This window comes from Actinokineospora bangkokensis (assembly GCF_001940455.1).
In the GTDB taxonomy this organism is placed as follows: Bacteria; Actinomycetota; Actinomycetes; order Mycobacteriales; family Pseudonocardiaceae; genus Actinokineospora; species Actinokineospora bangkokensis.
Genome location: NZ_MKQR01000016.1, coordinates 260,517 through 281,999, shown reverse-complemented (window position 1 = coordinate 281,999; position 21,483 = coordinate 260,517). Strand labels below are relative to the sequence as shown.

General features: G+C 73.5%; 17 protein-coding genes. 12 read left to right on the top strand and 5 right to left on the bottom strand.

Translation table 11 applies throughout. From position 1 onward, the window contains the following. Positions 1-56: 56 nt before the first annotated feature. The 3 genes from BJP25_RS15805 to BJP25_RS15795 all read right to left on the bottom strand — a co-directional run bounded on the left by BJP25_RS15805 (position 57) and on the right by BJP25_RS15795 (position 3,187). Positions 57-788, bottom strand: coding sequence for an aspartate/glutamate racemase family protein (locus BJP25_RS15805; protein WP_075975675.1), 732 nt, complete (start codon positions 786-788; stop codon positions 57-59). Continuing rightward, on the bottom strand, positions 788-2,374 hold the full coding sequence (locus tag BJP25_RS15800; RefSeq protein WP_075975674.1) for an NCS1 family nucleobase:cation symporter-1: 1,587 nt from the start codon (positions 2,372-2,374) through the stop codon (positions 788-790). Before BJP25_RS15800 ends, BJP25_RS15805 begins: the two co-directional genes overlap by 1 nt. 81 nt (positions 2,375-2,455) lie before the next feature. Further along, positions 2,456-3,187, bottom strand: coding sequence for a GntR family transcriptional regulator (locus tag BJP25_RS15795; RefSeq protein WP_075975673.1), 732 nt, complete (start codon positions 3,185-3,187; stop codon positions 2,456-2,458). A gap of 126 nt (positions 3,188-3,313) precedes the next feature. Here BJP25_RS15795 and BJP25_RS15790 point away from each other — a divergent pair, with 126 nt between their 5' ends. Further along, on the top strand, positions 3,314-4,375 hold the full coding sequence (locus BJP25_RS15790; RefSeq protein WP_143219102.1) for a hypothetical protein: 1,062 nt from the start codon (positions 3,314-3,316) through the stop codon (positions 4,373-4,375). A gap of 10 nt (positions 4,376-4,385) precedes the next feature. Here the strand turns inward: BJP25_RS15790 and BJP25_RS15785 are convergent, their stop codons facing one another. Then, positions 4,386-5,039, bottom strand: coding sequence for an HNH endonuclease family protein (locus BJP25_RS15785; protein ID WP_084794048.1), 654 nt, complete (start codon positions 5,037-5,039; stop codon positions 4,386-4,388). 136 nt (positions 5,040-5,175) lie between these two features. Here BJP25_RS15785 and BJP25_RS15780 point away from each other — a divergent pair, with 136 nt between their 5' ends. The 3 genes from BJP25_RS15780 (at position 5,176) to BJP25_RS15770 (ending at position 8,943) form a co-directional block, all read left to right on the top strand. After that, positions 5,176-6,039 (top strand): exodeoxyribonuclease III, encoded by an 864-nt coding sequence (locus tag BJP25_RS15780; protein WP_075975671.1) that lies wholly within the window; start codon positions 5,176-5,178, stop codon positions 6,037-6,039. Positions 6,040-6,207: 168 nt separating this feature from the next. Next, complete coding sequence (locus BJP25_RS15775) at positions 6,208-6,792, top strand: TetR/AcrR family transcriptional regulator (RefSeq protein WP_075975881.1); 585 nt, start codon at positions 6,208-6,210, stop codon at positions 6,790-6,792. 6 nt (positions 6,793-6,798) lie between these two features. Further along, positions 6,799-8,943: an MMPL family transporter gene (locus BJP25_RS15770; protein WP_075975670.1), complete on the top strand. Its 2,145-nt coding sequence runs from the start codon at positions 6,799-6,801 to the stop codon at positions 8,941-8,943. Between the two features lie 18 nt (positions 8,944-8,961). Here BJP25_RS15770 and BJP25_RS15765 read toward each other — a convergent pair whose 3' ends face one another. Beyond that, positions 8,962-9,888 (bottom strand): excalibur calcium-binding domain-containing protein, encoded by a 927-nt coding sequence (locus BJP25_RS15765; protein ID WP_075975669.1) that lies wholly within the window; start codon positions 9,886-9,888, stop codon positions 8,962-8,964. A 487-nt stretch (positions 9,889-10,375) separates the two neighbouring features. Here BJP25_RS15765 and BJP25_RS15760 point away from each other — a divergent pair, with 487 nt between their 5' ends. The 8 genes from BJP25_RS15760 (at position 10,376) to BJP25_RS15725 (ending at position 21,399) form a co-directional block, all read left to right on the top strand. Continuing rightward, positions 10,376-11,572: a hypothetical protein gene (locus BJP25_RS15760; RefSeq protein ID WP_075975668.1), complete on the top strand. Its 1,197-nt coding sequence runs from the start codon at positions 10,376-10,378 to the stop codon at positions 11,570-11,572. An 11-nt stretch (positions 11,573-11,583) separates the two neighbouring features. After that, positions 11,584-13,665 carry a tetratricopeptide repeat protein gene (locus tag BJP25_RS15755; protein ID WP_075975667.1) on the top strand — a complete coding sequence of 694 codons (2,082 nt, stop codon included), beginning with the start codon at positions 11,584-11,586 and terminating at the stop codon, positions 13,663-13,665. 269 nt (positions 13,666-13,934) lie between these two features. Further along, positions 13,935-14,030, top strand: a complete 96-nt coding sequence (gene kdpF, locus BJP25_RS15750) for a K(+)-transporting ATPase subunit F (protein WP_075975666.1) — start codon at positions 13,935-13,937, stop codon at positions 14,028-14,030. Continuing rightward, the gene (kdpA, locus tag BJP25_RS15745; RefSeq protein ID WP_075975665.1) at positions 14,030-15,643 is read left to right on the top strand and encodes a potassium-transporting ATPase subunit KdpA; all 1,614 of its coding nucleotides are present in this window, start codon (positions 14,030-14,032) and stop codon (positions 15,641-15,643) included. The genes kdpF and kdpA overlap by 1 nt, the downstream gene beginning before the upstream one ends. Further along, positions 15,640-17,691, top strand: coding sequence for a potassium-transporting ATPase subunit KdpB (gene kdpB / locus BJP25_RS15740; RefSeq protein ID WP_075975664.1), 2,052 nt, complete (start codon positions 15,640-15,642; stop codon positions 17,689-17,691). Before kdpA ends, kdpB begins: the two co-directional genes overlap by 4 nt. 6 nt (positions 17,692-17,697) lie before the next feature. Then, positions 17,698-18,240, top strand: a complete 543-nt coding sequence (locus tag BJP25_RS15735; RefSeq protein WP_075975663.1) for a potassium-transporting ATPase subunit C — start codon at positions 17,698-17,700, stop codon at positions 18,238-18,240. Next, on the top strand, positions 18,227-20,725 hold the full coding sequence (locus BJP25_RS15730) for a DUF4118 domain-containing protein (protein ID WP_075975662.1): 2,499 nt from the start codon (positions 18,227-18,229) through the stop codon (positions 20,723-20,725). The genes BJP25_RS15735 and BJP25_RS15730 overlap by 14 nt, the downstream gene beginning before the upstream one ends. After that, entirely contained in the window at positions 20,722-21,399 is a 678-nt protein-coding gene (locus BJP25_RS15725; RefSeq protein ID WP_075975661.1) for a response regulator, read from the top strand. Before BJP25_RS15730 ends, BJP25_RS15725 begins: the two co-directional genes overlap by 4 nt. Positions 21,400-21,483: the final 84 nt, after the last annotated feature.

Below are 21,483 nucleotides of genomic sequence, written 5' to 3'. Positions count from 1 at the left end.
GTCGACCTCCTCGCACCCGGGTCCCCAGTTAACGGAACCCGGGCGCGATCGGTCAATCACCCACGGGTGAATTCCGCCATCAGGCCCAGGTAGGGCTTGGCCGGGGGCGGGGCGAACTCCCCGCGCGCCGGACCGCGCAACCCCATGGCCACCAACGACTGCGCCGCCAGCACCGCGGCCTGCACGCCGTCGACCACGGGCACGCCCAGCTCCGCCGACACGACCGCGCACAGCTCGGCCATCCCGGCGCAGCCCAGCACGACCGCGTCCGACCCGTCGGCCTCCAGGGCGACCGCGCACGCGGCCACCACCTTCTTCACCGCGTCGGGGTCGGACTCCAGGTCGAGCACCGGGATGCCGCACGCGTGCACGCCCAGGCACGCCCGCTCCGCGCCGTACCGGGCGGCGAGGTCGCGCGCGCGGCCGGTCGTGCGGGCCAGCGTCGTCACCACGCTGAAGCCGCGCCCCAGGTACATCGCGGTGCGCATGGCCGCCTCGGCGATGCCCACCACGGGCCCGGTGGCGACCTCGCGGGCGGCGTCGAGGCCGGGGTCGCCGAAGCAGGCCAGCACGTACCCGTCGACCCCCGCCCGCTCCCCGGCGGCCACTTCGGCCAGCACGCCGGGCACCGCCAGCGCCTCGTCGTAGTGGCTCTCGATCGAGGCCGGGCCCATGGCCGGGGTGACCGCGCGCACGCGGGTGCCCGGACCGGCGACGGCCCGGGCAGCCCGCTCGACGAGCGCGGTCATCGGCGCCGAGGTGTTCGGGTTGATGACCAGCAGTTCCATCAGACCTCGACCACCTCGGGCTCCGCCGCGCCGACGCGGCTCTGCTCCGCCACCCGGAACGCGGGCGCGGCGAGCAGGTAGGTGCCCAGGCCGAGCAGCATGCCGATGAACCAGCTGTACTGCGAGGCGGTGGCCATCCCGGGCCCGCTCTGCCACAGCACCGGCACCATCGCCACCACCGCGCCGACCACCGTGGCCGCGATCGCGGCGGGGTTGTAGCCGCGCCGGTAGTGGTAGCGGCCGGTGGGCTTGAGGGTGAACAGGTCGTCGACGACCACCTCCTGCTTGCGCACCAGGTAGTAGTCCGCGATGAGCACGCCGAACAGCGGCCCGATGAACGCGCCCAGGGTCTCCAGCGTGTAGTGGATGACCTCGGGGTTGTTGTAGAGGTTCCACGGCGTGATCAGCACCGAGCCGACGGCGGCGATCATGCCGCCCGCGCGCCAGCTGATCCGCTGCGGGTTGACGTTGGAGAAGTCGAATGCGGGGGAGATGAAGTTCGCGACGATGTTGATGCCGATGGTCGCGGTGGTGAACGTCAGCGCCCCCAGCACGATCGCGAAGGTGGAGTCGATGCGGGCCACGGTGGCCACCGGGTCGGTGATCAGCTCGCCGAACACCGGCACGGTCAGCGACGCGGTGACCACGACCAGGATCGAGAACACCAGGAAGTTCAGCGGCAGCCCCAGCAGGTTGCCCCGCTTCACCGCGGCGAAGTCCTTGCCGTAGCGGGAGAAGTCGCCGAAGTTGAGCATCGGCCCGGAGAAGTAGGACACCACCAGCGCGATGGCCCCGAGCATCACCGGGATGGAGTCCAGGCCGGTGTGCTCGACCTCGCCCAGGTTCAGGTCGACCGCGCCCCAGCCCGCCTTGACCAGCAGGTAGCCCGCGAGGACGAACATGACCACGTAGACCGCGGGGCCGCAGAAGTCGATGAACCGGCGGATGGTCTCCATGCCGGTCCAGAACACCGCCGCCTGCAGCACCCACAGCAGGGCGAAGGTCCCCCAGCCCAGCAGCGGGAGCCCGGCGAACCCGTACTGCTCCACCTGGGCGTAGGGCAGCAGGCCGGGGAAGAGCTTGAGCAGCACCACGTCCAGCGCCGCCGAGGCCAGGTAGGTCTGGATGCCGTACCAGGCCACGGCGATCAGGCCGCGGATGATGGCGGGCACGTTCGCGCCGAGCACGCCGAACGAGGCCCGGCAGATGACCGGGTACGGCACGCCCGCGCGCTGGCTGGGCTTGGCGACCCAGTTGCAGAACAGGTAGACGACGCTGATCCCGATGAGCAGCGCCACCAGCACCTGCCAGCTGCTGAGCCCGAGCGCGAACAGGCTGCCCGCGGTGACGTACCCGCCGACGCTGTGCACATCGGACATCCAGAAGGCGAAGATGTTGTAGGAGCCCCAGGTCTGCTTCTTCAGCGGGGCCAGGTCCTCGTTGGTGAGCCGGGGGTCGTAGCCCGGTTTGACGAGCCCGCCGCCGACGGGCGCCCCCGCCGCTTCGACGAGGTCGTCGTGGCCGGTGCTCGCGCCGGGCGGGAGGGGGCGGGGGTGTTCCTGGTAGGGCAGTGCGGTGTCGGACATCGTCACTCTCCTAGCGCGCGGCGGGGGAGGGGGCGCCGCTGCGGAACGAGGCTAGGAGCGCGGTGTTACGCGGCCATCAACTCAATCGTATATTTCCCCTGGCCCGCGTTCGGCCAGCAGACCGGTGTGCTGCGGGACGGCGCCGAGCAGGGACGCGAGCCTGCTGTGGTGGGCGCGCGCGGCCGACAGCAGCGCCTCGGCGTCGCGGGCGACGAACGCGGCCAGCATGTCCGCGTGGTCGTCGTGCAGCACCGAGCGGTCCCCGGGGGCGATGTGGGCCATGGGGCGCACCGGTTCGGTGATGTTCCAGGCGGATTCGAACATCTTGAGCAGCCGGTGCATCCCGCACGGGGACACCAGGGCGAAGTGGAACCGCCTGCTCTCCCGGTGGTGGGCGGTGACGTCGCCCGCGGCGATCGCGGCCTCCAGCGCCTCGTGCGCGGCGCGGGCGGCGTCGTCGTCGGCGGGACCCGCGGCGGGCAGGGCGGCGGCCAGCGCGGCGGTCTCCAGCGCCTCGCGCACCAGGTACATCTCGGCCAGCTCCGCGGGCGTCAGCTTCGCGACCGTGTACCCGGCGTTGGTGCGGTGCTCCACCAGCCCCTCGCCGATGAGCGTCTTGAGCGCCTCGCGCACCGGGATGCGGCTGACCCCGAACACGGCGGCGACCTCGTCGAGCGGGATGGCCGTGCCCGGCGGCACCCCGCCCTCCAGCAGGGCGCGGCGCAGTTCGTCCAGGATCGCCGCCTGCGGCGCGGCACCCGGCTCGCGGGTGAGCAGGGCGATCAGCGCCGACCGGCGGCGGGGTCCTGGCATGGCGGGCAGGTTAGCGGCGCCAGGTTGTGCCCGTGTGACATCGCGGGGCGCGGGCCGCCGCCGGACGCCCTGCACCGGCGGCGGGAATCGGTCACACTCGGGGACCGGACGAGCGGGGAGCGGCACGTGAAGCGGGTTGTGGCTGGGGTCGCGGTGGTGGCCGCGCTGGCGTCGGGGTGCTCGTCGGGCGGCGGTCCGGTGCGGGCCGCCGCCGACCTGCTCCAGGTGCGGGTGGACAAGGGCGTCGCCATCGGCGGGCCGGAGGCGCGGGTGCCCGAGGAGGACGGCGCCGTCGACTCGCCGCGCCTGGCCGCCCGGGTGGACAAGGTCCGCGTCGAGCGGGAGCTGACGACGTTCAACGCGATGGCCGTCGGGCTCGACGACAGCCACGGCTACACCGCCGCCGACGGGCACGAGTTCCTGCTCGCCTCGGTGCTGCGCGAGCGGCTGCCGGGCAGCGCGAGCACCGACGAGCAGCCGGGTCCGGACGGCGTGGCGGTGGTGGTGGGCGACAAGCGCGCGCCCGTGGACCTCGACGAGTGGGAGGCGGGGCCGCAGGGCTTCGCGGTGGTGGCGAGCGTGCCGGTGGGGCAGCCGGTGTGGCTGGAGGTCAGCGACATCGGCCGGACGATCCGCTACGACCTTCGCGAGCACGCCTACGCCACCGACGCCGACTCCCGCCGCGCGGAGTTCTACCGGGGAGGGCTGCGGATCGCTCCCGGGCAGGTGCTGGAGGCCACCGGTTCCGGGTCGCTGGAAGGCGCGTCGGGCGGGTTGGAGGGCGCGGGCGTGGGGTTCACGCTGACGGTCTACTCGGCGTCGAAGGACCTCTACGCCGAGGGGCGGCAGCTGGGGTGGGCGCCGGACGGGTCGGCGTGGCTCACCGTCCGGGCGGGCGTGCAGTACGTGCCCGCGCCCAACACGTTCAGCCTCGTGCAACCGGAACCGGGCAGGGAGAGCTTCACCCTGGGCTCGGACCGCCCGGTGAGCCTGGAGGTGGACGACGCCTCCTCCGGCACCACCGTGGAGATGGTGTTCAAGGTGGCCGACGACCTCACGTCGGCGGTCCTGCGCCACACCCCCGCTCAGTCGGTGACTGTCAAGCAGGCGGGGGAGGAACGGGCCTACCCCCTGCGCGGCGCCCGTGACGTCGACGCCGTGCTGCGGCTCACCGCGGGCCGCCGATGACGGCTGCGGGTCAGCGCGGGCAGCGCAGCAGCAGCGAGTTGAGCGCCTCGTGCTCGGCCTGGTCGACGGTGAGGGCGTACTTGCTCTTCACGTCGACCCAGCGCACCGCGTAGTCGCAGCTGTAGGCGGCGTCGGGCAGCCACCGCGCGGGGTCCTGGTCGCCCTTGCTGCGGTTCGAGCTGGCCGAGACCACCAGCAGCTGGTCGAGGTCGTTGGCGAAGGCCTGCCGCTGCTTCTTCGTCCAGCCGCGGGTGCCCGAGCGGTTGGCCTCGGCCAGCGGCACGACGTGGTCGAGGTCGGTCTTGGTCGAGTCGGTGATGACCAGCCCGTCGTAGCGGCTGGTCCAGCTGCCGCTGGTGATCTTGCAGGCGGCGCCGGTGGTGACGGCCGTGCCCTGGAGCTTGAGCGCTTCCTCCCGGGTGTCGCAGCCGTCGCCCTGGGAGACCCAGTGCGGCCAGTCGTCGCGGTCGTAGGGCTTGCCGGTGTCCTCCGGCGCGACGACCAGCCTGGCCAGCTCGTCGCGGGCCCGCTGCACGTCGGCGGCGGTGGCGGTCCCGGTCGAGGGACCCCCGGGCGTGTCCTCGCGCTGGCTGAACCAGATGGCCACGCCCAGCACCACCACGGCCACCAGCAGCGACAGCCACGCCTTCTTGCCCTTGACCACGCGGTCCTCCCCGGTCCTCCTGCGACGGCCCGCCCATGATCGACCCTGCGGCGCCACGAACGGGTGACCGGGGTCGGCTTGTCGGGGAACCGATCGCGAAGTGTGACCCCGGCCGCGAGCCACTAGGGTCGGGCCGGTGCGGATCGCCACCTGGAACGTGAACTCCGTCAAGCAGCGCGTGCCCCGCCTGCTGCCCTGGCTCGACGAGCGCGCCCCGGACGTGGTGTGCCTGCAGGAGACCAAGCTCTCCGACGAGGCGTTCACCGAGCTGCTGGCCGACGACCTCGCCGAGCGCGGGTACGAGGTCGCGGGCCACGGCGAGGGGCAGTGGAACGGGGTGGCCCTGCTGTCGCGGGTGGGGCTGTCCGACGTGGTGCGCGGCCTGCCCGGTGGGCCCGGCTTCCCGCACCAGGAGGCCAGGGCGGTCTCGGCGGTGTGCGGCGGGCTGCGCGTGTGGTCGGTGTACGTGCCCAACGGCCGCGAACCGGACTCCGACCACTACCGGTACAAGCTGGAGTGGCTGCGCGCACTGCGCGGGGCGGTGGCGCCGCACGCCGCCTCGGCGGTGGTGTGCGGGGACGTCAACATCGCCCCGACCGACGCCGACGTGTTCGACCCGGCCGCGTTCGCCGGGCACACCCACGTGACCGCGCCGGAGCGGGCGGAGCTGGCCGAGCTGGTGGGCCTGGGGCTGCACGACGTGGTGCGCGAGCGGTGGCCGGACGAGGTCGTGTTCAGCTACTGGGACTACCGGGCGGGGATGTTCCACCAGAACCGGGGGATGCGGATCGACCTCGTCCTGGCGGGCTCGGAGGTGGCGCCGCGGCGGGCGGCGGCGTGGGTGGACCGGGCCGCGCGCAAGGGCAGCAAGCCCAGCGACCACGCGCCGGTGGTGCTCGACCTCGACGAGGCACCGGACGGGGACGTGGGACCGATGGTGCCGCCGCCGTCGGCCGGGGCGCCGCGGCGAGGCGGGAAGCTGCCGCAGTCCCAGGCCTGAGGCGGCGGTGGGCCGGGCGCGAGTACCAGGTGGACGCTCGTTCGGGTGGGTTTCGCGACGCTCGTGAGGTGGAACGCCCTGGGCGGGAACCCGGGTGCGAGGCAAGTCACCTACCGATTCGGTAGGTCCGCCGACCGATCCGGTCGGCAGGTGGGTACCGTGGCCTGCGTGGCGAACGTGATCCGGCAGCGGGCGGACGAGGAGATCCTCGACCGCGCCGCCGCGCTGTTCGCCCGGCACGGGTACGAGCACACCTCGCTGCGGTCGCTGGCGGAGTCGGTGGGGCTGTCCAAGGCCGGGCTGCTGCACCACTTCCCCAGCAAGGAAGCGCTCTACAGCGCCGCGCGGGAGGTGGGCGACGCGCAGGCCAGGGCGGTGCTGGAGCGGCTGTCCGGGGTGGCGCCCGGATCCGAGCGCGACCGGCGGGCGCTGGAGCTGCTGACCGACATCGCGCTGGACCGGCCCGGGCTGGTGGCCCTGGCGTTCCACGCGGTCACCCGGCCCGAGCAGGTGGTGATCGACGGCGAGGACCTGATCACCGGGCTGTTCGCCATCGACCCCGCGGGCGGCGACCAGGAGCGGCGGGTGCGCGTGGTCGGCGCGCTGGCCGCGCTGGCCGTGCTGTCCCTCGCGGCCAACCACGCCGGTGAGCGCGCCGCGTGGCGACCTCTGATCATCGCGACCTGCGTCGACGCGCTCGGGCACCCCGGGCCGCCGACCGGGGCGCGCGGCACGCACCAGGTGGAGGACTGAACCCCGATGGCCCGTTTGCTGTACCGGTTGGGAGCCGCCGCGCACCGGCGCAGGCTCCTCGTCGTCGTGCTCTGGTTGGCGGTGCTCGTGGGCGCCGCGGTCGGCGCGGTCACCCTCGGGGGCAAGACCGCCGACAGCTTCTCCATCCCCGGCCAGGAGTCCACCACCGCCCTGGAGAAGATCCGCCAGGAGTTCGGGGCCGGTGGTGCCAGCGCCCGGGTCGTCGTGCAGGCGCCCGGGGACGGCAAGCTCACCACCCCGGAGAACGCGCAGGCGATCGGCGCGCTGGTCAAGGAGCTGTCCGCGCTGCCGGGCGTCGCCGCGGTGACCAACCCGCTGGACCCCGCGCAGCCCACCGTCAACGCCGCCCAGAACACCGCGTTCTCCACCGTCACCTACCGGGTCGGCACCGGTGAGGTCCCCGCGGACCAGCAGGACGCGCTCAAGGCCGCCGTGGAGCAGGCGCGCTCCACCAGCGGGCTGACCGTCGAGGCCGCGGGCGACGCGTTGCAGGGCGTGCCGCCGCTGGGCGGGGTCGTCGAGGTCATCGGCGTGCTCATCGCGCTGCTGGTGCTGGCGCTGACCTACGGCGCGCTGGTCGTGGCGGGGATGAACCTGCTGACCGCCACGGTCGGCGTTGGCGTCGGCGTGCTGGGCATCACCATCGCGACCGGCTTCATGGACCTGTCCTCGACCACCACGATCCTCGCCGCCATGCTCGGGCTGGCCGTCGGCATCGACTACGCGTTGTTCATCATCAACCGCTACCGCCAGGAGCTGCGGCTGGGCGCCTCGGTGGCCGACGCCATCCCCACCGCGGTCGGCACCGCCGGGTCCGCCGTGGTCGCCGCCGGGCTCACCGTCGTGATCGCGCTGGCGGGGCTGTCGGTGGCGGGGATCCCGTTCCTGACCCAGATGGGCATCGCCGCCGCGCTGACCATCATCATCGCCGTGCTGGTCGCGGTGACGCTCGTCCCGGCCGTGCTGAGCTACCTGGGCAGGCGCGCCCTGCCGCGCAAGCAGCGCGCCGAGGACGCCGCCCACCGCGACCGCGGCTTCTTCCGCGGCTGGATCGCCGGGGTCACCAAGCGCCGCGCGCTGACCCTGCTCGGCGGGGTGGTGGTGCTCGGGCTGCTGGCCATCCCCGCGGCGTCGATGCAGACGACGCTGGTGCAGACCCCCGCCACGGGCAGCACCCAGGCCAAGGCCCAGGACCTCATCTCCGCCGGGTTCGGCCCCGGCTTCAACGGCCCGCTCGTGGTGCTGTTCGAGGGCCAGGGCGCCGCGCAGGCGGCCAACCAGGCACTGCCCGCGATCACCGGCCTGCGCGACGTCGCCGTGGCCGCGCCCGCCGTGCCGAACCGGACCGGCACCGCCGCGCTCATGCAGGTGATCCCCAAGTCCGGCCCCACCTCGGCCGACACCGAGCAGCTGGTGACCGACCTGCGCGCCTACCTGGCCGGGTTGGGCGGCGTGTCCGCCTACGTCACCGGGTCCACCGCCGTCAGCGTGGACGTGGCCGTGACCGTCGACGAGGCGCTGCCGGTCTACCTCATCCTGGTGGTGGGCCTGGCCCTGGTGCTGCTGGTGCTGGTGTTCCGGTCGCTGCTGGTGCCGCTGGTCGGCGTGCTCGGCTTCCTGCTCACGGTCGGCGCCTCGCTGGGCTCGACGGTGGCGGTGTTCCAGTGGGGCTGGCTGGCCGACGTGGTCAACCTCGACAGCACCGGCCCGCTGATCAGCCTCACCCCGATCGTCGTGGTGGGCATCCTGTTCGGCCTGGCCATGGACTACCAGGTGTTCCTGGTGTCGCGGATGCACGAGGCGCACCACCACGGCCACGACCCGCGCTCGGCGATCACCACCGGCTTCCGGCAGGCGGCCCCGGTCGTCGTGGCGGCCGCGCTGATCATGTTCTCGGTGTTCGCGGGCTTCATCCCGACCGGCGAGCCGACCATCAAGTCCATCGCGTTCGCCCTGGCCATCGGCATCTTCTTCGACGCGTTCGTGGTCCGCATGGCGCTGGTGCCCGCCGCGCTGGCGCTGCTGGGCGAGCGCGCCTGGTGGCTGCCGAAGTGGCTGGGCTGGCTGCCCACCCTCGACGTCGAGGGCGCCGGGCTGGAGAAGTCCACGAAGGACGCCGTCTCGGTCTGACGCACCGCCCTCGTCACGTCAGGGGTTCAGCTCGCAGGCGATGCCGTCGCGGTCTGAGTCGAGGCCCGCGACGTCGCCGTAGTAGGGGAAGTAGTAGTCGAACCACGCCTGGGCCTCGCGCTGGGTGCGGAAGTCCGTGCAGTTCTTGGAGTCACCGGGGTTGACCGGGCGGCGCGCGCCCAGGGTGTCGGTGCCGTTGCCGTCCCAGTCCCCGACGAACACCGTGTCGCCGGGGTTGCCGTAGCCGAAGACCGACTCGGCCGGGCCGGAGGACAGGCTGTTGCGGAGGTAGTACGTCCCGCCCCGGCGGATGCCCAGGGTGTCGGTGCCGTTGCCGTCCCAGTCGCCCACCAGCACGCGGTCGCCCGGGTCGCCGTAGGCCACCACCGCGTCGGCGTTGCCGCCGGAGATGGAGTTCTTGACGTAGTACACCCCGCCCCGGCGCACGGTGAGGGTGTCGACGCCGTCGGCGTTCCAGTCGCCCACGAGCACCTGGTCGCCCGGGTCGCCGTAGGCGATCACGGCGTCGGCCGGGCCGCTGCCGGTGGAGTTCTTGATGTAGTAGACCCCGCCGCGGCGGACGGCGGGGGTGTCGGTGCCGTTGCCGTCCCAGTCGCCGGTGAGGATGACGTCGCCGGGGTTGCCGTAGGCGTAGACCGCGTCGGCGGGGCCCGAGGACAGGCTGTTGCGGACGTAGAAGGTGCCCGCGCGGCGGATCATGGGGGTGTCGGTGCCGTTGCCGTCGAAGTCGCCGAAGAATACCTCGTCGGCCGGGTCGCCGTAGACGAACACCCGGTTGGCCGAGCCCGACAACGAGTCGTTGAGGTAGTACTGCGGGCCGCTGCCGCCGATCGAGCCGCCCTTGGCGCTCGCGACGCCGGTCAGCGCCGCGGTCGCGGCGAGTGCGGCCGCGACGACCGCGGTCGCGCGTGCTGTGGTGCGCATGTGGTTCCGTCCCCCGGGGTTGCTGGTGTACGACACGCTCGGCTTCATCGCTGCGGTTGATCCCGGTGTTAACGCCGGAAACCGGACAGAAGGGCGACGGCGCCCGCGCGCAAGGTCAGCTTCGTGACCGCGGCGGGCGTCCGGAAGCTGACCGGGCCGCTGCATTGACCCGGCACCGCCTCGGGATGAGAGTGGGTGGGGCACAAGCGGTTCGGTCTCCCGGACGCTCCTCCCGGGTACCGGGCGCGCTGGGCTCCCTGTGGCCGCCGGGCCCCCTGCCGGTCCGGTCGGGCACGTCACCGATGAGCGGAGGCTCCCATGAAGAAGATCAAGGTCCGCAAGGCCGGCACCGTCCGCCTGACCACCGCGGCCGCGGGCTACGCGACCCCGCTGTGCTGGCCGAACTGACCCGGTCGGTCGTCCGGTAGCACCGGTGGTCCCCCGGCCCGCGGGCCGGGGGACCACCTCCCACCACCGAGGGGTGAGCATGACCGCCATCGCGTTCGACCTGGCCAGTCCGCTGCCGCTGCACCCGCTGACCTTCCACACCGAGGACGCCGCGGGCGGCGAGGTGACCATCGGGCGCGCCGACACCGGTGAGTTCGGGGTGTTCCCGGCCGACGGCGCCGCGCTGCTGGCCAGGATCGCCGAGGGCGGACCGCTGGGCGAGGCCGTCGACTGGTACGAGCGCACCTACGGCGAGACCGTCGACATCGCGGAGTTCGTCGAGGTCCTCGACGAGTTCGGGATGGTGGTGCGCGCGGGCGAGACCGCGGCCGCCGCGGCCCCGGTGCGCTGGCGGCGGCTGGGGGCCGCGCTGTTCTCGCCGGTGGCGTGGGTCGCGTACGCGGCGGTGGTGGTCGCCTCGGTGGTGGTGATGGTCCGCTCGCCGGAGTTGGCACCGCGCTACTCGCACATCTTCTTCGTGCCGTCGCTGGTGGTGGTGCAGCTGTTCGCCCTGTTCGGCCAGGTGCCGCTGATCCTGGTGCACGAGGGGTTCCACGCGCTCGCCGGGCGCAGGCTGGGCATCCCGTCGTCGCTGGGCATCGGGCGCAGGCTGATCTTCGTCGTGTTCGAGACCTCGCTGGACGGGTTGGTCGCGGTGCCGCGCAGGCAGCGCTACCTGCCGATCCTGGCCGGGATGGTCGCGGACGCGGTGTGCGTGGGCGGGCTGACGCTGCTCGCCGCCGCCGTGCGCGACCCGGCCACCGGCGATGCGGGTCTGCTCGGCCGGATCTGCCTGGCGCTGGCCTTCTTCACCCTCATGCGGCTGGTCTGGCAGTTCTACTTCTTCCTGCGCACCGACCTGTACTACCTCATCTGCACGGCGCTCGGGTGCGTCGACCTGCACGCGGTGGCGTTCGCCCTGCTGCGCGCCAAGCTCGACCGCCTGCGCGGCCGGGCCACCCGCGTCGACGAGTCCGACTGGCACCCCCGCGACCGCGAGGTCGCCCGCTGGTACGCGTGGTTGCTGGTGGCGGGCTACGGGTTCGTGCTGGCGAGCATCGCGTGGGCGATCGTGCCCGCGGTCGTGCTCACCCTCGACATCGTGGTGGACCGGGTCGCCGGGGACCCCGGCGCGCTGGGCCTGCTCGACGCCGTGGTCTTCCTGGTCCTCACCTTCGGCCAGTTCGTCCTCGCCGGGGTGCTCGCCCGCCGCGAGCGCCGCACCCGACCCGCCTGAGGAGGCACCCCATGTCCGGACGCGCTGCGCCCCACCACCTGTGGGTGAGGTTCGACCGCCACGTCGACCCCGCCGAGCTGCCCGCGCTGTTGTCCGGTGTGGACCTCCCCGCGCCGCTGCTGCCGCCCGTCGACGCCCACCGGCGCCGCGGTCCGTTCACCGCGACGGGCGCGCTGGTGCGGCAACTGGCGCCCGGCGCGTCGGCTGAGCTGGTGGAGCGGCACCAGGTGGAGCTGCTGTCGGTGGCGCCCGAGCTGCGCTCGGTGGTGGCGGTGCCGCGGGAGACTTTGACGTCGCTGGCGATCCCGGCCGAGCGCACCCGCTTCTACGCGGCCGTGCGCACCCAGCGGCTCGGGCACGGTGTCGTCGAGTTCGTCCACGCCCGGCTGCGGGAGTTGGGCGCCGGGCCCCGCTGCCTGGTGGTGCGGGTCGTCGACGCCGACCGGACTGACCTGGAGTTCCTGGTCGCCCTGGTGCGCCGCACCGACCCCGCGCGGCTGGCGGTGGTCGTGTGCGACAGCGGCACCGACCCGGGCGAGCCGCTGGAGGCGGTGCTGGCCGACCACGCCGAACGGCTCGACATCGCCGCACCCGCGCCCGCGCAGTCTGGAATGGACGACCTCGCCGCCGCTGCCGCCTACGTCGCCGGGGACTGCACCGTCGATCTGCCCGAGTTCGTCGACGCGTACGCCCGGATCCCCGCCGAGGCCCGCGCGGAGCTGCACGACCGGCGCGCTGACGAGCTGGCCGAGGCGGGGGAGCCGTCCGCGGCGCTGGGGGCGCTGCCGTTCCACCGCGAGCACGGCTCCGACTCCCGCGGGGCGGGCGTGCGGGCGCTGGACGAGGCCATCAACCACTGCGTCGACATGGGCTTCTACCACGCGACCATCGACCTGGGGCGGCGTGGGCGGGCGCTGGTCGACCCGGTGGGGAGCTTCGGCCTGTGGTGGATGTTCAGCACCAAGGTGACCACCTCGCTGATGATGCTGCGCCGCACCGAGGAGGCCGAGGACATCTACGACGAGCTGGTCGCCTCCTCCGAGGCGCCGCGCGCGCACATGCAGGCCGCCTACGCCCGCGCGATGATCCACACCCGGCACCGCGACCGCCGCGACCACATCCGCGCCAAGGGGTTGGTCAAGCAGGCCATCGCGTTCTCCCGCCTGATGCCCGACGACAGCGACGACCACGTCTTCTCCACGGTGTTCCACCAGAACGGCCTTGCCCTGGTCGAGATGCACCTGGGCGAGCTGGAGGAGGCCCTGCGCCTGGTCACCGAGGGCGCGGAGTGGCTCGACCGCACCATCGGCCCCGACGACCACGCGCTGCACCGCTCGGTGCTGCTGCACAACCGGGCGCAACTGCTGGCCAGGCTCGGCCGCGCCGAGGAGGCGCTGACCCACCTCGATCGCGTCATCGCCATCGACCCCAACCACCCCGACTACCACCTCGACCGGGGCAACCTCCTGCACACCCTCGGCCGTGACGCCGAGGCCATGGCCGACTACGACCGCGCCGCGCGGCTGGGGCCCCCGTTCCCCGAGGCCCACTACAACCGCGCGGACCTGCTCCTGGAGCACGACGAGGTGGACGCGGCGCTGGCGGCCCTGGACTACGTGCTGGAGCTGGACCCGGACATGGTCGACGCGCTGGTGAACCGGGCGGGGATCCACCTCGACCGCGACGACCTCGCCGCGGCCGCCGCCGACGCCCACCGGGGGTTGTCGCTGGACCCGGACAACGCCCACCTGCACCTGGTGCTCGCGCAGGTGCACGCCGCCGGTGACCCCACCGCGGCGCTGGCCGCCTTCGACCGCGCGCTCGCCGCGGACCCCGAGCTGGTGGCCGCGCTGGTGGGGCGGGCGGCGCTGCTGCACGAGCTGGGGGACCCGTCGGCGGCGCTGCGCGACCTCGACCGGGCCGTGGGGCTCGCGCCGGAGGACCCGACGGTCCGGTACAACCGGGCCGTGCTGCACGAGGCCGCCTCCCGGTGGGACGCGGCGCTGCGGGATTTGGCGGTGGCCGCCGAGTCCGCCCCCGACGACGAGGACGTCTCGTCGGCCGTGGAGCGGTGCCGGGCCGCCGCTGGGTGAGGTCGGTGGGTCGGCTCGCTGCGGGTCGACCCACCGAGGGGCCGGGCGCGCGTCAGGATCGCGTAAAGATCGCCGTCCCCCGCGTCAAGACGCCGTCAGGCGGGCTCACCGCGGTGGCGGCCGGGGGGCACGCTCCACGCCGAGGTGCTCACGAACGGGTGAGCCGCGAGGTGTGAGGGATGGTGCGGCGTGGCTGACCTGGCCTATGCGCTGCTGATCATCGTGGTGTTCGCGGGTCTGGCGCTCGCGGTGCGCGGGTTGGAGCGGTTGTGAGCGGGGTGGTGGGCAACGCCGTCGGCGGCGTGGTGGCCCTGGGCCTGATCGTGTACCTGTTCGTCGCGCTGATCCGACCGGAGAAGTTCTGATGTGGGCGGGTCTCGCGCAGGTGGCGCTGGTGCTGCTCGCGCTGGCCGTGGCCTACCGGCCGCTGGGTGACTACATGGCGCGGGTGTTCGAGCGCGAGGAGCACTCCGCGTTCGAGCGCCGCCTCTACCGGTGGGTGCGCGTCGACCCCGACTCCGAGCAGCGGTGGGGCACCTACGCCCTGGGCGTGCTCGGGTTCTCGGTGATGGGCGTCGCGCTGCTCTACCTGCTCCAGCGCCTGCAAGGGCTGCTGCCCTTCGACTACGGGCGGGGGGCCGTGCCGCCGGGGATGGCGTTCAACAACGCCATCAGCTTCGTGACCAACACCAACTGGCAGTCGTACGTGCCCGAGAACGCCATGGGGCACACCGTCCAAATGGTCGGGTTCACGGTGCAGAACTTCGTCTCCGCGGCGGTCGGGCTGGCGGTGGCCATCGCGCTGGTGCGCGGGTTCGTCCGCACGCGCACCGACCGGCTGGGCAACTTCTGGGTGGACCTGGTGCGCGGCACGATCCGCGTCCTGCTGCCGCTGGCCGCGGTGTTCGCGGTGGTGCTCATCGCCACCGGCGTCACCATGAGCCTCAAGAGCGGGGTCACCGTCGACGGGCAGACCGTCGCGCAGGCGCCCACGGCGAGCCAGGAGGCCATCAAGGAGCTGGGCACCAACGGCGGCGGCGTCTTCAACGCCAACTCCGCCCACCCCTTCGAGAACCCCAACGCCTGGTCGAACCTGATCGAGGTGTTCCTCATCCTGGTGATCCCGGTGAGCCTGACCCGCACGTTCGGCACCATGGTGCGCGAGCGCAGGCAGGGCTACGTGCTGCTCGGCGTCATGGGCGCGCTGTGGGCGGCCATGCTCGCGCTGGTCTGGGCGGCGGAGGCCAGCGGCGCGCGGCCGCTGGAGGGCAAGGAGCTGCGGTTCGGCATCGCCGGGTCGGCCCTGTTCGCCAACACCACCACGGCCACCTCCACCGGCGCGGTCAACTCCCTGCACGACAGCTACACCGGCCTCGGCGGCGGTGGGGTGCTGCTCAACATGCTCTTCGGCGAGATGACCCCGGGCGGGGTGGGCACCGGGCTCTACAGCATCCTGGTCATGGCCATCATCGCGATGTTCCTGGCCGGGCTGATGGTCGGGCGCACCCCGGAGTACCTGGGCAAGAAGCTCGGGCGCCGGGAGGTCACCGCCGCGGCCGTGTCCATCCTGGCCATGCCGACCGTGCTGCTGGTCGGCGCGGGCATCGCGGCGGTGCTGCCCGGCACGCCCGCCGCGCTGAACAACGACGGGCCGCACGGGCTCTCGGAGGTCCTCTACGCCTACGCGTCGGCCTCGAACAACAACGGCAGCGCGTTCGCGGGCATCACCGCCACCAGCGACTGGTTCCAGGCCTCGCTCGGGGTCTGCATGGCCGTCGGGCGGTTCGTGCCGATCATCGCCGTGCTCGCGCTGGCCGGGTCGCTGGCCGCGCAGAAGAAGGCCCCGGTGACCGCCGGGACCCTGCCCACCACCGGGCCGCTGTTCGCGGGCCTGCTCGGCGGGGCCGTCGTGCTCGTCGCCGCGCTGACCTTCGTCCCCGCCCTCGCCCTCGGTCCCATCGCGGAGGCCATGCTGTGAGCACCACGACCACCACCCGGCCCAGCCCGCCGCGGGAGCGGGAGCCCGAACCGCGGCAGGTCCGGGCCGGGGCGTTCAGCGCCCGCCAGCTCGTCGAGTCGTTCCCCGACGCGCTGCGCAAGTTCCACCCGCGTCACCAGGTGCGCAACCCCGTCATGTTCGTCGTGTGGGTCGGCTCGGTGCTCGTCACCGCGTTCGCCGTCGCCGACCCCGGGGTGTTCACCGTGGCGGTGGCCCTGTGGCTGTGGTTCACCGTGCTGTTCGCCAACCTGGCCGAGGCCGTCGCCGAGGGCCGGGGCAAGGCGCAGGCCGACTCGCTGCGCCGCACCAAGCAGGACGCGGTGGCCCGCAGGCTGCTCGACGACGGCTCCGAGGAGCGCGTGGCGGGCACCGACCTGCGCGTCGGGGACCGGGTCGTGGTGGCGGCGGGTGAGCTGGTGCCCGGCGACGGCGACGTCGTCGAGGGCATCGCCACGGTCGACGAGTCGGCCATCACCGGCGAGTCGGCCCCGGTCGTGCGCGAGGCGGGCGGCGACCGGTGCGCGGTCACCGGCGGCACCACCGTGCTCTCCGACCGGGTGGTCGTGCGGATCTCCACCCGGCCCGGCGAGTCCTTCGTGGACCGGATGATCGCGCTCGTGGAGGGCGCGCAGCGGCAGAAGACGCCGAACGAGGTCGCGCTGACGATCCTGCTGTCCACCCTGACGATCATCTTCCTGCTCGCGGTGGTGGCCCTGCAGCCGTTCGCGATCTTCTCCGGCGGCGAGCAGTCGGTGGTCGTGCTGACCGCGCTGCTGGTCTGCCTGATCCCCACCACCATCGGCGCGCTGCTCTCGGCCATCGGCATCGCGGGCATGGACCGGCTGGTGCAGCGCAACGTGCTGGCCACCTCCGGCAAGGCCGTCGAGGCCGCGGGCGACATCGACACCCTGCTGCTGGACAAGACCGGCACGATCACCTTCGGCAACCGCCGGGCCACCGAGCTGATCCCGGTCGACGGCGTCGCCGCGGCCGAGCTGGTGGCGGCGGCCCGGCTGTCCAGCCTCGCCGACGGCACCCCCGAGGGGCGCAGCGTCCTCGACCTGTGCGCGACCGAGCACGGCCTGCCCGCCGAGCCCTCGGCGCACGAGAAGACCGGCGAGTTCATCCCGTTCACCGCCCAGACCAGGATGAGCGGCATCGACCTCGACGGCAGCCGGGTGCGCAAGGGCGCCGCGAGCGGGTTCGTGCTCAGCCACCAGGCCCAGGGCGTCGTGGACGGGATCAGCGCGGGGGGCGGCACGCCGCTGGTGGTGGCCGTCGACGACCGCGTGCTGGGCGTCATCCGGATGTCCGACGTGGTCAAACCCGGCATGGCCGCGCGGTTCGCGGAGCTGCGCAGCATGGGCATCCGGACCGTCATGGTCACCGGCGACAACCCGCTGACCGCGCGGGCGATCGCCGACGAGGCCGGGGTGGACGACTTCCTGGCCGAGGCCAAGCCCGAGGACAAGATGGCGCTGATCAAGCGCGAGCAGGAGGGCGGCAGGCTGGTCGCGATGACCGGCGACGGCACCAACGACGCCCCGGCGCTGGCCCAGGCCGACGTGGGGGTGGCGATGAACACCGGCACCTCGGCCGCCAAGGAGGCCGGGAACATGGTGGACCTGGACTCCGACCCGACCAAGCTCATCGAGGTCGTGGAGATCGGCAAGCAGCTGCTGATCACCCGGGGGGCGCTGACCACCTTCTCGGTGGCCAACGACCTGGCGAAGTACTTCGCCATCCTGCCCGCGATGTTCGCCGCGATCTACCCGCAGCTCGGCGGGCTCGACATCATGCACCTGGCCACCCCGCGGAGCGCGATCCTGTCCGCGGTGGTGTTCAACGCGCTGATCATCGTGGTGCTGATCCCGCTCGCCCTGCGCGGCGTGCGCTACCAGCCCGCCAGCGCCTCGGCGCTGCTGCGGCGCAACCTGCTGGTCTACGGCGTCGGCGGCATCATCACGCCGTTCGCCGGGATCTGGCTGATCGACCTGCTCGTCCGACTGATCCCTGGAATCGGGTGACCCGCCGTGCCCTCGTTCGTCAAGCAGTCCCTGGCCGGGCTGCGCGTCCTGCTGGTGCTCACCGTCATCACCGGCGTCCTCTACCCCGCGGGCATCTGGGCGGTGAGCCGCCTGCCGGGCCTGCACGGCAACGCCGAGGCCGTCGACACCACCCTGGTGGCGGTCGCCCGGGAGGGTGGCGGGTACTTCGTCCCACGACCCTCCGCCGCGACCCTGCCCGCCTCGGGCGGGTCCAACAAGTCGGAGGTGAACGCCGACTACGACCAGGTGGTCGCGCAGCGCAAGGCCGAGGTGGCCCAGCGCGAGGGCGTCGCCGAATCGGCCGTGCCGCAGGACGCCGTCACCGCGTCGGCGTCCGGGTTGGACCCCGACATCAGCCCGGCCTACGCCCAGCTCCAGGTGCCCAGGGTGGCCCGCGAGCGCGGCCTGCCCGAGCAGCGGGTGCGGGAGCTGGTCGCGGCCGCCACCAGCGGCCGGGCGCTGGGGTTCGTCGGCGAGGAGACCGTCAACGTCACCGAGCTGAACCGGGCCCTGGATGCCGGGGCCTGAGGGGCAGGCGCAGACTCGGGGCGTGAGCACACGCGGTGAGCTGCGCATCTACCTCGGGGCCGCCCCCGGCGTCGGCAAGACCTTCGCCGTGCTCGGCGAGGCGCACCGGCGCCGGGAGCGCGGCACCGACGTGGTGGTCGGCCTGGTCGAGACGCACGGCCGGGCCAAGACCGCCGAGCTGGTCGAGGGCCTGGAGGTGCTGCCGAGGCGGGTGGTGCGCACCGGCGGTGTCGAGGTCACCGAGCTCGACCTCGACGCCCTGCTGGCCCGCCGCCCCGAGGTGGCCGTGGTCGACGAGCTGGCGCACACCAATGCCCCCGGCTCGCGCAACGCCAAGCGCTGGCAGGACGTCGAGGAGCTGCTGGAGGCGGGCATCGACGTGCTCTCCGCGGTCAACGTCCAGCACCTGGAGTCGCTCAACGACGTGGTGGCCCGGATCACCGGGGTGCCGCAGCGCGAGTCGGTGCCCGACGAGGTGGTGCGCCGGGCCGAGCAGATCGAGCTGGTGGACCTGACCCCGCAGGCGCTGCGCAGGCGGCTCGCGCACGGCAACGTCTACGCCGCGGACAAGGTGGACGCGGCGCTGGGCAACTACTTCCGCGTCGGCAACCTCACCGCGCTGCGCGAGCTGGCGCTGCTGTGGGTGGCCGACCAGGTCGACGTCGCCCTCCAGCGCTACCGGGCCGAGCAGGACATCACCGACACCTGGGAGACCCGCGAGCGCGTCGTGGTCGCCATCACCGGCGGCCCGGAGAGCGAGACGCTGATCCGCCGGGGCAGGCGCATCGCCCAGCGGGCGGGCGCCGAGCTGCTGGTGGTGCACGTCCTGCGCGGCGACGGCCTCGCCGGGGCCTCCCCGGACGTGGTGGCCCGGTGCAGGCGCACCGCCCTGGACCTGTCCGCGACGTTCCACTCGGTCGTGGGCGACGACGTGCCCAGCGCCCTGCTGGAGTTCGCCCGCGGGGTGAACGCGACCCAGTTGGTGCTGGGCACCTCCCGCCGCTCCCGGGTGGCCAGGGCGTTCGACGAGGGCATCGGCGCGGCGGTGATCGCCGCGTCCGGCTCGATCGACGTGCACATGGTCACCCACCCCCAGGCCCGCCGGGCCCGCCGGGAGCCCTCGCCCCGGCGGACCCGGCTGCTGGGCTGGGCGCTCGCGGTGGCGCTGCCCGCGCTGGTCACCGGGCTGGGGCTGCTGTGGCAGGCGCAGGCGGGCTACTCCACCGACCTGGCCGCGTTCATCCTGGCGACCTGCGCGGTGGCCGTGGCCGGGGGCATGTGGCCCGCGCTGCTGTCGGCGTTCCTCGCGGCGGGGCTGCTCAACTACTTCTTCACCCCGCCCTACTACAGCCTGCTGGTCGCCAGCCCGGAGAACGTGGTGGCGCTGGCGGCGATGGTGGTGGTCGCCGTGCTGGTGGCCGCGGTCGTCGACCGCGCCGCCCGGCTGGCGGTGCAGGCCGCGCGGGCGCGCACCGAGGCGGCGCTGCTGGCCTCCTACGCCCGCACCGTGATGATGAGCTCGCGGCCGCTGGCCCGGCTGCTGGAGAAGGTCAGGGAGAACTTCGCGGTGGACGCGGTGGCCCTGCTCGAACGCCGCGACGGCGACTGGGTGCGGGTCGCGGGCGACGAGGTGGGCGCCGACCCGGCCGCGGACGTGCCGGTGACCGACGACGTGCGCCTGGTGCTCTGCGGGCGCGCGCTGCCCGCCAGCGACCAGCGGGTGCTGGAGGCCGCGGCCCGCCAGGCCTTCCTCGCCCTGCGCCAGCAGCGGTTGGCCGAGGAGAAGGCCCAGGCCCAGCGCAAGGCGGCCGACACCGAGCTGCGCACCGCCCTGCTCTCGGCCGTGGGCCACGACCTGCGCACGCCGCTGACGTCGATCAAGGCGTCCGTGGGCAGCCTGCGCGACCCGGCGCTGACCCTGCCGCCCTCCGACGTCGACGAGCTGCTGGAGACGGTGGAGGAGTCCACCGACCGGCTCACCGCCCTGGTCGACAACCTGCTGGACTCCTCGCGGCTGGCCACCGGCGCCGTGCTGCCCGCGCTCAAGCCGGTGGGCTACTACGAGGTGGTGGCCCGCGCGCTGGCCTCGCTGGGCTCGGCCCAGGACCGGGCGGCGGTGGAGGTCGCCGTCGACGAGGCGCTGCCCCTGGTGCTCGCCGACATCGGCCTGCTGGAGCGGGTGGTGGCCAACCTGGTCGACAACGCCCTGCGCCACGGCCGCCGCGCCGCGGTCGCCGTGCGCGCCAGCGCCCACGGCGACCGGGTGGAGCTGCGCGTGGTCGACCGCGGCCCCGGCCTGCCGAAGAAGTCCGGCGCGGCCGCCTTCGAGCCCTTCCAGCGCCTCGGTGACCGCTCGGCCACCGGGACCGGCCTCGGCCTCACCGTCGCCAAGGGCTTCGTGGCGGCCATGGCGGGCGAGATCACCCTTGAGGACACCCCCGGCGGCGGGCTCACCGTCGTCGTCTCCCTACCGGTGGCACCATGACCAAGGTCCTCGTCGTCGACGACGAACCGCAGATCGCCCGCGCCCTGCGGATCAACCTCACCGCCCGCGGGTACGAGGTGTCGGTGGCCCACACCGGCCGCTCGGCGCTCGACCTGGCCGCCGACGGCCGCCCCGACCTCGTGCTGCTCGACCTCGGGCTGCCGGACATGGACGGGGTGGAGGTCATCGCGGGCCTGCGCGGGTGGAACCCCGTGCCGATCATCGTGCTGTCCGCGCGCACCGACTCCGGCGGCAAGGTCGCCGCCCTGGACGCGGGCGCCGACGACTACGTCACCAAGCCGTTCGGGATGGACGAGCTGCTGGCGCGGCTGCGGGCGGCGGTGCGCCGGTCGGCGAACCTGCCCGCGGGGGAGCCGGTGGTCGAGGCGGGCAGCTTCTCGGTGGACCTGACCGCCAAGCGGGTGTGGCGGGAGGGGGCGGAGGTGCACCTGACGCCGACCGAGTGGGGGATCCTGGAGATCCTGGTGCGCAACCCGGGGCGGTTGGTGCCGCAGCGGCAGCTGCTGACCGAGGTGTGGGGGCCGTCGTACGTGCACGAGACGCAGTACCTGCGGGTGTACCTGGCGCAGTTGCGGCGGAAGTTGGAGGTGGACGCGGGGCGGCCGCGGCACTTGATCACGGAACCGGGGATGGGGTACCGGTTCCAGGCTTGACAGGGCTGTGCTGGGGGTTCGCTTTGGGGGTGTGGGGGCTTTGCGTGCGTGGGGCGCGGGGCTTCGCCCCGCCTGGGGGAAACG